Raw genomic sequence first — 14,798 nt, 5'->3', positions numbered from 1 at the left:
TAATATATAAATTATAGACAGAGCAAATTAGTTTTAAAACTTAATGACATTGTTGATTATTCTGCTATAATTTCGCCACGCACTTAATTTCTGTTCTTTACCTGAACACTATCTTCTAATCATTGTATGCGCGTGCTGTCCATAGAGAGGACATATCCTTCGCGCCCCAATCGCTTAAGCGATTCCTTCAGGTTTGCGGCCGTAATCATGCGTGCGTTATATCCACATCGTCGTTACTCGGATCGCTGCTGAATCCTAATATTTTCAGCATTATTTGCTGTGCCGCTTTTTGCCGATGTCCATAATTGTTATTTATTAAATGGAGCACCCACTTCAGGGTGAATACTCTCTATGAGCAAAACTTTTGCTGATTTTTCCCTCGACGAATCTCTAACCCAGGCTCTCGATGCTTTAGGCTTTACTACTCCAACTCCTGTACAAGAACAATCGATTCCAGCTGCACTTGAAGGTAAAGACCTTCTTGTGTCAAGCCAAACAGGTTCTGGTAAAACTGCTGCTTTCTTGCTTCCTACCTTAAATGCGTTGGCAAGCCAAGATACATTAGTACCATTTAAAGACCGTATGAAAGCGGTTACTCAACCGAATATTCTGGTGATTTCACCGACTCGTGAATTGGCACAACAGGTATGTCAAGACGCAATTGCATTTGTACGTCACATGAAAGGTGTTCGTATTGCTGCAATCATGGGCGGTATGCCTTTCGGTAAGCAAATTCAACAGTTAAAAGGCGCGCAAGTTGTTGTTGCAACTCCAGGCCGTCTACTTGACTTGGTGAATCGCCGTCAAATCAAACTTGATAAAGTTGATGCGTTAATCGTCGATGAAGCTGACCGTATGCTTGACCTCGGTTTCTCTGAAGACTTGGAAGCAATTGGTGAGTTGGCTGCAAACCGTAAACAAACTCTAATGTTCTCTGCGACGTTTGCACCACGTATCATTACACTTGCAGAACGCATGATGAATGATCCACTGCGTATTTCGATTGAAACTGGTCACTCTACAAATACTGATATTACTCAGACTTTGCATTGGACTGACGGTTTCGAGCACAAGAAAAAACTTCTTACTCACTGGTTGAACGAAGAAGACGTTGATCAAGCAGTTGTATTTGCGTCAACTCAAGAAGACACAGATATGCTGGCTGAAGAACTTGCTGAAGCAGGCCTATCAGTTGTAGCGCTACACGGGGCTATGCCACAAACTGTACGTAACCGCCGTTTACGCAGCATCCGTGAAGGTCGTGCGAAGATCTTAGTTGCAACTGACGTTGCTGCTCGTGGTCTTGACGTACCAACCATTTCACACGTAATTAACTTCGGTCTTCCAATGAAGAACGAAGACTATGTACACCGTATTGGTCGTACAGGTCGTGCCGGTCGTACTGGTAAAGCCATTACACTTGCAACTTACCGTGAGCGTGGCAAAATCCGTGCTTTGGAAGACTTCCTTGATGCGCGTCTAAACGTATCTGAAATCGAAGGTCTTGAGCCATCTCCACCTCCTGCACGTGGTAGCCGTGATGGCGCTGGCCGTGGTCGTGGTCGTGATGGCGGCGGTCGTCGTGATGGCGGTCGTGGTGGTTTCGGCGGTGGTCGTCGTTTTGAAGGCGAAAGCAACTTCAAACGTCGTGAAGGCGGTGATGATCGTCCACGTCGCAGCTTCGATGACAAACCACGTGGCGAACGTCCGGCATTTGGCGAAGATCGTCCACGTCGTGACTTCGGTGATCGTCCAGCGCCACGTCGTGAAGGCGGTTTCGGTGATCGTCCTCAGCGTTCGTTTGATGACCGTCCGAAGCGTGACTTTGGTGACCGTCCAGCGCCACGTCGTGAAGGTGGTTTTGGCGACCGTCCACAACGTTCGTTTGATGACCGTCCAAAGCGTGACTTCGGTGATCGTCCAGCTCCGCGTCGTGAAGGTGGTTTTGGTGACCGTCCTCGCTCTAATGATGACAACCGTGGCAACCGTGTAGATTACAAGCCAGCTCGTGAAGGCGGTTATGGTGATCGTCCAAAACGTGATTTTGGTGATCGTCCTGCTCCACGTCGTGAAGGTGGTTTCGGTGATCGTCCAGCGCGTTCATTCGGTGATGATCGTCCAAAACGTGATTTCGGTGATCGTCCAGTACGTCGCAACTTTGATGACAAACCACGTGGTGAACGTTCGTTCGGTGGTGAAGATCGTCCACGTCGTAAATTTAACGACTAATAGAGTCGCTAGATGAAGATAAAAAAACCGGTAGAAATACCGGTTTTTTTATGCATTGAGTTTTTTGCTTTTTAACGTAAAATGTCTACTAATTCATATTTTGTCAGGGTTATGATAATTATTAATATGAAAAGTTTAGCTGCTCGATCTCAATTGATAGAGGTGCATATGCCATATATCGCATTGACTTTGATTTTATGTAATATTATCTATTATTTATACAGTGTTTTTAATTAATCAATCTAGTCATTTTAAGCCTAAGTACATATTTTTATTATAAAAAACAAGAAATAATCAATTATTGTCATCTTTTTATGATATTCACCCACCTTTTTCAACTGCTAACATTTTGAACTTCGTTCCTTTATAGTATGCATGCTGAAAAAATGTAGGAATAAACTCAGCTATGAAAAATCAAACAGCGCGAGATACTCAGTCTTTGATTGAAGTCAAGAATTTGAGCTTCAAACGAGGCGAGCGCGTGATTTATGACGACGTGAGTTTAAATATTCGTCGTGGGCAGATTACCGCCATTATGGGGCCATCCGGAACTGGTAAAACTACCTTATTAAGATTGATCGGTGGGCAGCTGACGCCTGAGCATGGGCAGGTCTTATTGGATGGCAAAGATATTGCCTCGATGTCACGTTCCGAACTTTTTTCAGCACGTGCACGGATGGGTATGCTATTTCAGAGCGGTGCTTTGTTTACCGATATGAGCGTGTATGAAAATGTCGCGTTTCCAATTCGGGCCCATACCAAACTGCCAGAACATCTAATTAAGGAAATCGTGGCATTGAAACTGGAATCCGTCGGCTTGCGCGGTGCAGAGCAAATGATGCCATCGGAACTGTCTGGTGGTATGAACCGACGTGTGGCTTTAGCCCGGGCGATTGCGCTGGACCCTGAACTGATCATGTACGATGAACCCTTTGCCGGACAAGATCCGATTGTGATGGGGGTGTTGACTCGCCTGATCCGTTCATTGCGTGAAGCACTAGATCTGACCACGATTATTGTCTCGCATGATGTGACAGAAACCTTATCCATTGCTGATTACATTTATATTGTGGCAGAAGGCAAGATCCAGGGCGAGGGGACACCGGCAGAGCTAAAAGTGCATCCTTCAACTTTTGTGCAGCAATTCCTGACGGGTTCGGTGGAGGGTCCAGTCGATTATCAGTTTAGTCACCGGGCTTACTTAAGTGATGAGGTACGTTCATGAATGCAATTGCCGCATTAGGTAGACGCGTTATTGAACGTGTACAGGGGATTGGGGTCGCAACCCTGATGCTGTTGCAGATCTTATTTTCCATGCCGACCTGGCTTGGGCTAAGACTATTTGTTTATCAGATGTATCGGGTCGGGGTATTGTCCCTGCTGATTATTGTGGTTTCTGGTCTGTTTATTGGTGCCGTGCTTGGCTTGCAGATGTTCAGTATTCTGTCGACCTTTGGCAGTGAATCCATGCTTGGTACAGCGGTGGCGTTGACCTTGCTGCGTGAATTAGCACCTGTAGTCGCGGCTTTGCTGTTTGCAGGACGTGCCGGTTCGGCTTTGACCGCAGAAATTGGTCTGATGAAAGCCACTGAACAATTGTCCAGTATGGAAATGATCGGGGTGGATCCCTTAAAGCGGGTGATTTCGCCACGTCTCTGGGCGGGGATTTTCAGCTTGCCTATGCTTTCGGTGATCTTTGCCGCAGTCGGAATTATGGGCGGCAAAATGGTCGGTGTAGACTTTTTGGGGGCTGATGAAGGCGCTTATTGGAGCGGCATGGAAAGCAGCGTGCAATTCTATAAAGATGTCTTGAATGGCACTATTATTAAAAGTTTTGTATTCGCATTAATGTGTACCTGGATTGCGGTATATCAAGGCTATGCCTGTGTACCAACATCGGAAGGTATTGCAACTTCTACAACGCGTACAGTCGTCTATTCTTCACTGTGCGTTTTAGGCTTTGATTTTGTGTTGACTGCGGTCATGTTCGGAGGTGTTTAATGAAATCACGTACTAGTGAGCTGGCCGTTGGTGTTTTTGTTATTTTATTTGGTATTGCCTTATTCTTTTTAGCGATGCGTGTCAGTGGTCTGGTCGGCAGCAATATTTCCGACAGCTATAAAATGACGGCAACTTTTGAAAATGTGAATGGCATCAAGCCACGTGCCAAAGTCGCTTTAAGCGGGGTGAAAGTGGGACAGGTCGATGAGATTACCCTGGATCCTGTAACGCGTCTGGCAACCGTACATATGACTTTAGATGGCTCATTGACCTCATTTAATGCTGAACAATTAAAGCAAGTTCAAGAGGAAGCTCTGGACGAGTTACGCTACAGCTCGGACTATGAAGCAGCGACACCTGCGCAACAAAAAGACATGGAAAAACAACTGTTAGCTAACATGAAATCCATCACCAATATTGATGAAGATGCTTATATTATGGTAGCGACCAATGGCTTATTGGGTGAAAAGTACCTGAAAATTATTCCAGGTGGTGGTCTGAGCTATTTGCAACGCGGCGATCAGATTGCCAATACCCAAGGCACCATGGAAATTGAAGACTTGGTGACGAAGTTTATTACTGGTGGTGCCGGCAAATCGTCAGATAGTCAAGAAACTACATCGGAACAGACGACAGTTTCAGAAACAACAGATGCAGAACCTGCATTTGTTGAATAATAGATTGAGGAGAATTCAGTGAAGACTTTAGTAAAACAAACGCTTGCAGTAAGCATTCTTTCAACAATGGTTGCTGGTACAGTGTTTGCTGCACCGTCTGAAGCACCACCTGCTTTTATTAAAAAAGTAGCAGATGGTTTAATTGAGCGCCTCAAAGCTGACAATGCAAAACTGCAATCAAATCCAGCTTTGGTCAAAAGCATTGTGCGCCAGAATCTGGATCCGTATATTGATTCTCAGTCTTTCACACGTATTGTGATGGGCACGTATGCCACGAACCAATATAGTACGGCGGCACAGCGTGCGCAGTTTGAAAAGAATTTCCGTGAAACCTTAATTGAAAACTATGGTTCTGCCTTTGCCAAGTTCAGTAATCAGACTTATAGCGTGCGTCCTTACAAGGCCAGCAACAGCAAAAACCCTGTTGTGACCATCGACTTTAATAACAAAGGCGAGAAAATTCCAGTAGCATTCCAGCTGGTGGACAAGGGTTCACAATGGAAAATCCGCAACATCAACGTATCGGGTATTGACCTAGGTTTGCAGTTCCGTAACCAGTTTGCTGCGACGGTAAAACGTAATGGCGGTAATATTGATAAAGCCATTGCCAACTTTAAACCGGATGCAGAAGCTGCAATCGACAAGAAATAATCAAACAGGTGAGCCGTGATTACATTCAATGATCAGGAACTACAGGTTTCAGGCAAGATTGATTATGACAATGCACAGGACTATTACTTAAATGGTCTGCGTGTGATCCAGTCACAAAGCAAGTTTCCACTTGTAGTTAATCTGGCTGAGCTTGAAAGTGGCAGTACTTTGGCTTTGGCAGTGTTGGTGCGCTGGCTGCGCCAGACTCCTCAGGCTCAAGGGCTACAGTTTAAAGCTGTTCCTGCTAAAATGATGAATATCATTCAGGCCAGCCATTTGCAGGATGATTTAAACATCGTTCAGTAAAAGAAAAGCACCGAAAGGTGCTTTTTTATTGTGATCAAATTTTAAGAAATCATTCAAATCAAATAGATCTAAATATGGATTGCACGTCCTCTCTGCCTCAGGGAGAGAGTTAGAGAGAGGGGTGTAAAAATCCTCCCTAACCATTTTCTTCACTTTTTAAAGAGAAGTTGAAGAGGGATTAAATAAATATGAATTAAATACAGGCATTTCTTGCGCTTCACTTTAATTAAAGAGCAAGTGAGACTTAGAAAGGGATATCTAATAAAAAAACCTCTCCCTGACAGGAAACATCTCTCCCTTTTCAAAAGGGAGGTTAGGAGGGATTCTAGATCCACTTCTTCCATCTAAAGTAAATCAATGGGCCAATCAGGAAGCCAATTAAAATAATACTGACCATGATGAAACTCATGGTGCCTTGTGCAAAGGGCAGCACTTCGGTGTTCATACCGTAAATACTGGCAATCAGCATTGGTGGCGCAAGCATACTCGGCAGAATCGAGAATCGACGAATGGTATCGTTCTGCTCAGTGTTAATGAATCCGGACGTGGTATCGAGCAGGAAACGTACTTTCTGGAACAAGAAAGCATCATGCTCGACCAGCGAGCGCACATCTTCACTCAGTTCTCGAATATCCGCATCATAAATATGACTGCCCAAGGCGCGTGGACGCGACAGGAAGGTCAGGACGCGGCGTAAATCGATTAAACACAGTTGCGCTTTACCCAACATATCTTCAAGTTGCGCCAAGCGGGTAATCATGTCATCCAGATCCAGAATCTGTTCACGATGGCGGTTATTCAACACTTCAGTTGAATATTTCTCTAAATCTTTATGCACATCTTCCAGAATATCGGCCAGCTCATCCAGCTTGGCTTCGAGTAAGCCCAATAAAATCCAGGTCGGATCTTTATAATCGATTTCATAATCATTGCGGCGCGCGCGGGCACGAAAGGCACGAAAAGCCACCAGTTTTTCACCACGCAAGGTAAACAGACGATCCTTGTGCAGAATGAATGCAACGGTTTGTACTGTTGCCAACATACTGGATTCATCTTCGTGTTCGTTTTCGACCTGATAGTTTTTATTCTTGGTTAAAAAATAGGTGCTGATATGCAAAATACCGTCATCATCACGGTAAAATCGGGCACTCGAGGAAATATCTTCCAGCGATTTTAAGGTCGGTAAATTTTGCTCGTAGGCATCTAAAATCCATTGCTGCTCTTCCTGTGAAGGCGCAATCAGATCAAGCCAGACTAAATCTGGATGCAGGTCGAAATCACCATTAATCGTGATATCTTCTAAGCTACCGCGCTCTGTGGCGTAAAAGGCTTCAAGCATGCTGTCTTTTCTCCCGGGCGCAGTATGTGAATTGGAATGGGTGTATTTTAGACAAGGAATTGAATAAAAACACTGATATTAAGCAGTTATTTTGGTAAAAAGCGCACTTGCCGCGATTTCGTACAATATGGCGTCAATTAGAGGATGAAATGATGAATTCTATCGCAATTTTTTGTGGTTCAGCGCTTGGCTCGGATCCTCTTTATACGCAGGTTGCCGAAAAAGTCGGTCAGACTCTGGCGGCACGACAGCAAACGCTGGTTTATGGAGGAGGTCGTTCTGGCTTAATGGGTATTGTGGCTGATAGTGCCTTGGCGGCGGGCGGTAAGGTGATTGGCGTAATTCCAAGACAGCTGGTCAATCGTGAGCTGGCACATCCACATATTACCGAGCTGTATGTGGTGGATAATATGCATGAGCGTAAAACCCGGATGTCGGAACTGGCTCAGGGATTTATTGCCATTCCCGGTGGTGCAGGAACACTGGAAGAGATTTCTGAACAATGGACTTGGGCACAATTGGGGATTCATCAGAAGCCTTGTGCTTTTCTCAATACCGATGGTTTTTATGATGACCTGATTAAATTCATCCGTATGACCACGGAGAAGGGTTTTACTAAATCACGTTTCACTGAGGCTTTGATTATCAGTGATGATCTGGACGATATTTTGCGCCAATTCGAAAGTTATCAGCCGCCTGAAGCCAAATGGGGTATGGTTGATCAGACCGACCTTGTAAAATAAGTTATCTAGAATACGCAATTGTAGAAAATAAATGAAAGTGATTACGGTGGCTGCAGCCATTATTTTAAATGAAGCGCAGCAACTGCTGGTGGTTCGCAAGCAAGGAACATCCTGCTTTATGCAGGTCGGTGGCAAGCTGGAGCCAAATGAAACCCCGGAAGCCACCATGTTGCGTGAAATTCAGGAAGAAATTGGCACACAAGCCCAGATTCAGCAATTCATTGGCCGTTTTGAAACCCAGACTGCCAATGAACCTGATCATCAACTGGTGAGTTATGTCTATTGGGTAAGGCTCGATCAAGCACCTAAAATTGAAGCAGAAATCGCTGAAATGAAATGGGTTGATCTGGATGGAAAAGAGGTCTTGCTGGCGCCCTTAACGACTGAAATTGTGATTCCGTGGGTGAAGTCACATTTGCTCGCCCAAGCTTAAATTTTAGATTTGCGCGCCTGCCAGACAGGCTGCATAAATTTTTTGACAACCCAACTGTTCAAGTGTTTGGCTCAGTGCCCGAATCGAACTGCCGGTTGTCACCACATCATCAATAATCAGCACGCGTCGGTAACGAATATTAGACGGTGTACTGATCTGAAATTGCGACTGGATATCTTCGATTCTTTCCAGACGGCTTAAGCCTTTTTGTGAATGCTGTTTCAGCCGGCTAACAGGTTGCCAGATGGGAACATTCAATTTTTTCGCCACATGCTTGGCCAGCACCAGAGATTGATTATAACCGCGTTCGGCCAGGCGTTCAGTCGAGATCGGCATCGGGACTATTGCACTGACTTTGGGTAGCTCTAAACTCAACAGCGTACCGGCCAGTAAATTTTGCAGATGCAGCTTCTGTTCATATTTAAACAGCTGAATCAACCGATCCATTGGGTAGGCATAATCGCAGGCAATCTGAAACTGCATTTCCTGACGCTGAATGGTTTGATGTATCCACGGCAACTGCTGCCAGCAATCCTGACAGACTGAATAAATGCTCTGATAATCAGTCTGACACAACTGGCAGGGCTGAAGCGTATTCAGCTTGGAGATTCCCTGTGCCAGTAATTTAAACATAGGCATAACGCGGTGCTTCCGGTAGCCAGCGTTGTAATAACGCCTCAGCCTGATCTGGATAATCTTTTAAAATTTGCTGCGCCACATAATGTGCCTGATTGAGCAGGTGATCATCACGTTCCAGTTTGGCCACACGGAAATTCATGTCGCCAGTCTGTTTGGTCCCGAGCAGCTCACCCGGGCCACGTAACTCCAGATCTTTCTCGGCAATCATAAAACCATCATTGGTTTCGCGCATGATTCTTAAACGTTCCTGACCATTTTGCGAAAGTGGATGCTTATACAGCAGGGCACAGAAGCTGGCTTTGGCGCCACGACCGACCCGGCCACGTAGCTGATGCAATTGAGATAGACCCAGACGCTCGGCATTTTCAATCACCATAATGGAGGCATTGGGTACATCGACGCCGACTTCGATCACGGTGGTGGCAATCAGTAGCTGTAATTCATTATGTTTAAACTGCTGCATTACCGCCTGTTTTTCATCGGCTTTCATCTTGCCATGTACCAGTCCGATATTCAGCGCAGGAAAGCGCTCGCGAATTTCAGCGAAAGTGGCTTCTGCAGCTTGGGCATCTAAAGTTTCGGACTGTTCTACCAGTGTACACACCCAGTAGGCCTGCTTGCCTTCAGCACAGTTGCTGGCAATCCGTTGCAAGACTTCTTCGCGCCGGTCTAATGGAATGGTCACGGTCTGAATCGGGGTACGACCCGGTGGCAGCTCGTCAATCACCGAGGTATCCAGATCACCATAAGCCGACATGGCCAAGGTGCGGGGAATCGGGGTTGCGGTCATCACCAGCTGATGCGGGGACATGCCATCCAGACCTTTATTTCTGAGTGCAAGACGTTGATCGACTCCAAAGCGGTGTTGCTCATCAATAATCACCAGACCGAGTTTGGCAAACTCGACATTCTCCTGAAACAGGGCGTGGGTGCCAATCACCAGATGGGCGCTCCCGTCCCGAATCAGCTGTTCCGCTGCGGCGCGGGCTTTGCCTTTTTGCTTGCCGGACAGCCAAGCGATATTAAGACCTAGTGGCTCAAACCAGCGTTTAAAGTTGAGATAATGCTGCTCGGCCAGAATTTCGGTGGGGGCCATCAACGCCACTTGCCAGCTTTCTTCCAGGGCATGACAGGCTGCGACACCGGCCACCAATGTTTTGCCGGCACCGACATCGCCTTGCACCAGACGTAACATTGGTTTATTGGCTTTTAAATCTTGTGCGATTTCTTTGGATACACGTTTTTGCGCACCGGTCATTTCAAAAGCCAGACTGGCCAGAAGCTGTTTGGCATAGGTTTTACTCGGTGCAAATGAAGGGGCTTCAACCTGCTGAATAAAGGCACGCCGGGTCAATAAACTGATCTGATGCGCTACCAGTTCTTCAAAGATCAGGCGTTGCTGTGCGGGATGCGAACCTTGTGCCAGTTGCAACATATTGGCATTGACTGGCGGATGATGGATATATTCCAGTGCCTGTTTTAACGCATAACCATTGCTAAATTTTGCTGGCAGCAGTTCAGGCAGATGATCGCTATACTGAGCCAAAGCCTGCTGAATATAATCGCGTATTTTTGGCTGGGTCAGACCTTCAGTGGCAGGATAAATCGCGGTAAGTTGGGTTTGCGGTAGCGGGGTATCTTCAGTAATGACTTGTAGCTCGGGATGATACATTTCCAGACCGCGCGCACCGACCCGGACTTCACCAAAAATTCTTAAACGGTGACCGAGCTTGCAGCGATCGGTGATGCCTTTATAAATATGATAAAAACGCAAAGTGACTTTACCGCAGTCATCATCCAGTAATACAGCCATGGACTTGCGTTTACCCGGCGGGAAATCCACGCCTTTGACGATACCTTCGAGCAAATAGCTACGCCCCACGCTCAATTGATTCATGGGAATGATCGTGCTACGGTCTTCATAGTCACGTGGTAGATGAAAAAGCAAATCATCAGTATTGAAGATATTTAATTTTTCAAGTAATGCAGCGGCGGCATTGCCAACGCCTTGTAACTGATGGACTGCAGCCATGTCCCCTCAACCAGATTCGTGATTCGGTGCTCAATGCATATTCTATTTATCGGTTATGGTAAAACATCCCGGCGTGTTGCTAAACAACTATTTGAGCAAGGTCATCAAATTAGCACAATTAGCTCAAGTCCCAAAACAGATTCCTTTGCAACTCATCTGATTCAAGATGTGCATAAACTGAATTTAACGACAGTCACACCGATTGATTGGGTCTATGTATTGCTTAGTCCAAAACAAAGTGCTGTCGATGGTTATCAACAGACCTATCTGGATTCAGTTCAGCCGATTGTGACTGCCTTGAAACAGCATCCAGTGCAGCGGATTGTGGTGGTGTCATCGACACGGGTCTATGGGCAAAATACTGGAGAAAACGTCAATGATGAAATGCCTCTACAGCCCAATGATGCACAAGGAGAAATCCTGTATCGGATGGAGCAGGCCTATTTAGCGGCTTATCCTGAGCAATGTACAATCATTCGCCCAAGTGGAATTTATGGAACATCGGTAGAGCGCTTACAAAAAATGGCAGTATCTACGACCAGTTATCCAAATCTGCACTGGTCAAACCGGATTCATATCGAAGATTTATCACGTTTCTTGTCACAGATGATTCACGTGGAACATCCTGAGTCTTCTTATATTATGAGCAATAACCAGCCACAGCTTTTACATGAAGTCTTGCAATGGTTTCAGCAGCAGATGGGGCTGCCTTTACTCGAAGTTGAGAACAAGCAGGTCACCGGTAAAAAGCTCTATGCCACTCGGATGCAAAAAACAGGATTTGAATTAAAGCATACAGATTGTTTTGAGGATTATTTGGAACTAATGAGGAAAAGTAATCCCTCCTAACCTCCCTTTAAAAAGGGAGGATTAAATTCCCGTTCCTTGTAGGAGAGAGCTGGGGAGAAGGGGAAGGATTTTAAATTCCCCCTCATCCCCCTTATGAAGCAGTGCTTCCCATCTCCTGAAAGGAGAGAGAATAAAAGCTTTACTTCTTTTTGCGCTTGGCACGTTTCTTGGCTTGTTCAGCCGCAACTGCATCAAGTGCTTCTTTGAGTTCTTCATCGGTAAAGGCGGTGATGTGATGCAGCATCTGTAATTTCACTTCATCCAGTACCAGATCTGCATATTGCGCCACGTTGGTCAGCTGCTCATCAAAAACAATGGCATTGTCGTCATTGGTACACAGATAACCTTTTTGGGTTAAGACTTTAATAAAGCTCTGAAACAGGGCTTTGTCGAAGAATTCAGGCGAATTGAATTCGTATAGAACTGATAAACGCTGACCAACCAGATAGCTCAATTCTTCAACCTGACGGGTCGAAATATTGCCTGAACCACGTTGGGTAATCAGTGCCAAAGTCATGTAATAACGTTCCAGACTTTGAGTCACTGGTGCAGCCAGAACTTCGAGCTGATGATGGACTTCAGTATTGGGTGCCGGAGCAAGCAGATTTTCACCATCTTGCGTGATCAGTTTGGCAGAAATCAAGTTGTCAATATGTGCATTGACCTGATCCTGAATCTCATCTTCACGCCATTTTAAAAACAGCTCTGCTTTTAGGAATGGGTACAGGGTGCTGCTGATGTTGACGACATCATCACGGCGAATCGTTCCATTGTGTTCAGCCAGTGCTGCAATCAATGACGGAAGCACAAAGGAATGCACGATATTGTTACGGAAATAAGTCAGCAAAACTGCCTGATTATCTTCAATGGCAATGATATCGCCCAGCACATGTTTTACCCGCTTGATCAGTTTCAGCTTCATCGCATAGGCAATAATTTCTTTGCCTGAAAGCGGGGTAACTTCCATCCGTTCATCATAAGGTAATGCCGCCAGCAGGGTACGATAAGTATCCAGCTGCTTGATACAGATTTCTTCATCTAGCGTATGTTTTGGCGTGGCCAACAGGATCAATGATAATAGCGATACCGGATTGATCACCACTGCACGGTTGATATTTTCCAGAATCGCTTGCGCAGAGCTGTTTACTGCATCAGAAACTGCTTGTGGAATTGGATCATCGTTCTTTTCAATTTTAATATTTTCTGCGCCATGCTGTTTCAGGATGTCATCCAGAAATACCGGCTCACCAAAATTCAGATGCACTTTACCGAAAATGCGTTCAATTTTGCGCAGGGTTTTGACAATACCAAAAATAGATTCGGCTTCTTTCGGCTTGCCGCTCATCTCACCGACATAAGTGCCGCCTTCCATCAGGCGTTCATAACCGATATAGGTCGGTACAAAGACAATTGGTTTGGCTTTGCCGCGTAAATGACCATGTACGGTCATCGCCAGCATCCCAGTTTTAGGTGGTAGCAAACGACCAGTACGTGAACGACCACCTTCGATAAAGTATTCCAGTGGGGTATTGCGTGATAGAACGCTATATAAATATTCTTTAAAGACTGTGGTATAGAGCGCATTGCCACGGAAAGTACGGCGGATAAAGAAGGCACCGCCACCACGTAAAATCTGACCCACAAAAGGCATGTTCAGGTTATCGCCCGCAGCGATATACGGCACCATCAAGCCACGACGATAGATCACATAAGACAATAACAAATAGTCGATGTGACTGCGGTGACATGGGGTATAGACAATCTCATAATCTTTGGCCAGTTCACGCACGGTACTGAAATTATGCACTTCCACGCCGTCATAGAGCTGTGTCCATAAACGGGTCAGGGCTTTATCGGCAAAACGTACAGTCGAATGAGAATAATCGGAAACAATTTCGTTCAGATAACCAATGGCACGACGTTCAGATTCCAGCATCGAGATTTTACTGCGAATACTGTCATTGCGAATCGCAGCCTGTACATCTGGCGATTTGATGAGACTGTGCATGACATTACGGCGATCGGACAGATCCGGCCCGAGAATCACTTCGCGCTGACCATCCAGATAATCATTTAAAGTGCTAACAATATAAGTTGCTGGCGCTGAATTTGGATGCGTTTCTTTGGCATGCTCAATCATGGCACGTAAAGACTGGGGTTCGTGAAACTCTAAATAAGACTGACGGCCATGCAGACCGATATTGACCAGTTGCTTGACCCGGCTTGGCGTAGACCAGGTATCGGTAAATAGCAGTTTGAACCAGGAATCTTCTTTTTCAGGTTCACGTCCCCAAAGCACCGTGACTGGTACCAGTTCGATATCCAGCTCAGGATGTTGTTCCAGGATTTCAATCAGGCGTAACAGGCGCGGCGGAAACGCATGCGGCGGTGAGCTGAGCAGGTTATTTTCATCATGATGCTGTAAAAACAGCAGCGAAGCTTTTTCCTTACTATTGCCCAGTTGCATTGGATCGAGCGCAGCTGGCAACTTTAAACGGCGGGTTTCTGCATCGACGACCAACGCATTACTACGCGAATGGTTCTGTAAAACGTAACAGACCAGCTTTCGCGATTCTGCCGCGGTCTGATCAGGTTCAGGTGCTGTCACTTCACTTGGTACTTCCCCAAGAACATGAGGGGTAACCACAAGATCAAGTAGCTTACTTGAAAGCTTGCGATACATTTGACCAAAGCCATTCTTGGACATAGCTGCTCCTAATTTTACTGACCAAAACCACAGGACTTCTGAGGGGATTTATTTTTGCGGGTTTCCAAAGCGAAACCATATATCTTTTTTTAACAACTTCAACAGAAGTGCTCTAATTTTAGCGTGAAAGCAGATGCTTTTCCTAGTCACTTATGACATCAGTATGACAGAACAGTCATGCAATCTTTAGAG

General features: G+C 45.6%; 13 protein-coding genes. 9 read left to right on the top strand and 4 right to left on the bottom strand.

Annotated elements, in window-relative coordinates:
- Positions 1 to 351: 351 nt before the first annotated feature.
- The 6 genes from FTU87_RS13370 to FTU87_RS13345 all read left to right on the top strand — a co-directional run bounded on the left by FTU87_RS13370 (position 352) and on the right by FTU87_RS13345 (position 5,864).
- Positions 352 to 2,229, top strand: a complete 1,878-nt coding sequence (locus FTU87_RS13370) for a DEAD/DEAH box helicase (protein ID WP_180097612.1) — start codon at positions 352 to 354, stop codon at positions 2,227 to 2,229.
- A gap of 406 nt (positions 2,230 to 2,635) precedes the next feature.
- Positions 2,636 to 3,454 (top strand): ABC transporter ATP-binding protein, encoded by an 819-nt coding sequence (locus FTU87_RS13365; RefSeq protein ID WP_005094190.1) that lies wholly within the window; start codon positions 2,636 to 2,638, stop codon positions 3,452 to 3,454.
- Complete coding sequence (mlaE, locus tag FTU87_RS13360; protein ID WP_074383590.1) at positions 3,451 to 4,230, top strand: lipid asymmetry maintenance ABC transporter permease subunit MlaE; 780 nt, start codon at positions 3,451 to 3,453, stop codon at positions 4,228 to 4,230. Before FTU87_RS13365 ends, mlaE begins: the two co-directional genes overlap by 4 nt.
- On the top strand, positions 4,230 to 4,907 hold the full coding sequence (locus FTU87_RS13355; RefSeq protein ID WP_005094188.1) for an outer membrane lipid asymmetry maintenance protein MlaD: 678 nt from the start codon (positions 4,230 to 4,232) through the stop codon (positions 4,905 to 4,907). Before mlaE ends, FTU87_RS13355 begins: the two co-directional genes overlap by 1 nt.
- Before the next feature lie 18 nt (positions 4,908 to 4,925).
- Positions 4,926 to 5,558 (top strand): phospholipid-binding protein MlaC, encoded by a 633-nt coding sequence (locus FTU87_RS13350; protein WP_005094187.1) that lies wholly within the window; start codon positions 4,926 to 4,928, stop codon positions 5,556 to 5,558.
- 15 nt (positions 5,559 to 5,573) lie between these two features.
- The gene (locus tag FTU87_RS13345; protein WP_005168745.1) at positions 5,574 to 5,864 is read left to right on the top strand and encodes an STAS domain-containing protein; all 291 of its coding nucleotides are present in this window, start codon (positions 5,574 to 5,576) and stop codon (positions 5,862 to 5,864) included.
- Between the two features lie 325 nt (positions 5,865 to 6,189).
- Here FTU87_RS13345 and FTU87_RS13340 read toward each other — a convergent pair whose 3' ends face one another.
- On the bottom strand, positions 6,190 to 7,203 hold the full coding sequence (locus tag FTU87_RS13340; protein WP_005168743.1) for a CorA family divalent cation transporter: 1,014 nt from the start codon (positions 7,201 to 7,203) through the stop codon (positions 6,190 to 6,192).
- 152 nt (positions 7,204 to 7,355) lie between these two features.
- On the opposite strand from FTU87_RS13340, the gene FTU87_RS13335 reads away from it, so the two are divergent.
- Entirely contained in the window at positions 7,356 to 7,946 is a 591-nt protein-coding gene (locus FTU87_RS13335; RefSeq protein ID WP_005094184.1) for a TIGR00730 family Rossman fold protein, read from the top strand.
- A 31-nt stretch (positions 7,947 to 7,977) separates the two neighbouring features.
- Positions 7,978 to 8,379 carry an NUDIX domain-containing protein gene (locus FTU87_RS13330; protein ID WP_180097610.1) on the top strand — a complete coding sequence of 134 codons (402 nt, stop codon included), beginning with the start codon at positions 7,978 to 7,980 and terminating at the stop codon, positions 8,377 to 8,379.
- 3 nt (positions 8,380 to 8,382) lie between these two features.
- On the opposite strand, the gene FTU87_RS13325 is transcribed toward FTU87_RS13330, so the two are convergent.
- Both FTU87_RS13325 and recG read right to left on the bottom strand, forming a co-directional pair.
- Positions 8,383 to 9,018, bottom strand: a complete 636-nt coding sequence (locus FTU87_RS13325; RefSeq protein WP_100357825.1) for a ComF family protein — start codon at positions 9,016 to 9,018, stop codon at positions 8,383 to 8,385.
- Entirely contained in the window at positions 9,005 to 11,050 is a 2,046-nt protein-coding gene (gene recG / locus FTU87_RS13320) for an ATP-dependent DNA helicase RecG (RefSeq protein WP_180097608.1), read from the bottom strand. The genes FTU87_RS13325 and recG overlap by 14 nt, the downstream gene beginning before the upstream one ends.
- Before the next feature lie 33 nt (positions 11,051 to 11,083).
- On the opposite strand from recG, the gene FTU87_RS13315 reads away from it, so the two are divergent.
- Positions 11,084 to 11,899: an NAD(P)H-binding protein gene (locus FTU87_RS13315; protein ID WP_180097606.1), complete on the top strand. Its 816-nt coding sequence runs from the start codon at positions 11,084 to 11,086 to the stop codon at positions 11,897 to 11,899.
- A gap of 139 nt (positions 11,900 to 12,038) precedes the next feature.
- Here FTU87_RS13315 and plsB read toward each other — a convergent pair whose 3' ends face one another.
- Positions 12,039 to 14,606 (bottom strand): glycerol-3-phosphate 1-O-acyltransferase PlsB, encoded by a 2,568-nt coding sequence (gene plsB, locus FTU87_RS13310; RefSeq protein ID WP_100535184.1) that lies wholly within the window; start codon positions 14,604 to 14,606, stop codon positions 12,039 to 12,041.
- Positions 14,607 to 14,798 lie beyond the last annotated feature (192 nt).

The organism is Acinetobacter sp. YH12156, from assembly GCF_013418235.1.
GTDB classification, from domain to species: Bacteria; Pseudomonadota; Gammaproteobacteria; order Pseudomonadales; family Moraxellaceae; genus Acinetobacter; species Acinetobacter pseudolwoffii.
The sequence above is the reverse complement of the archived record's forward strand: the minus strand, read 5'-3'. Positions and strand labels throughout refer to the sequence as shown.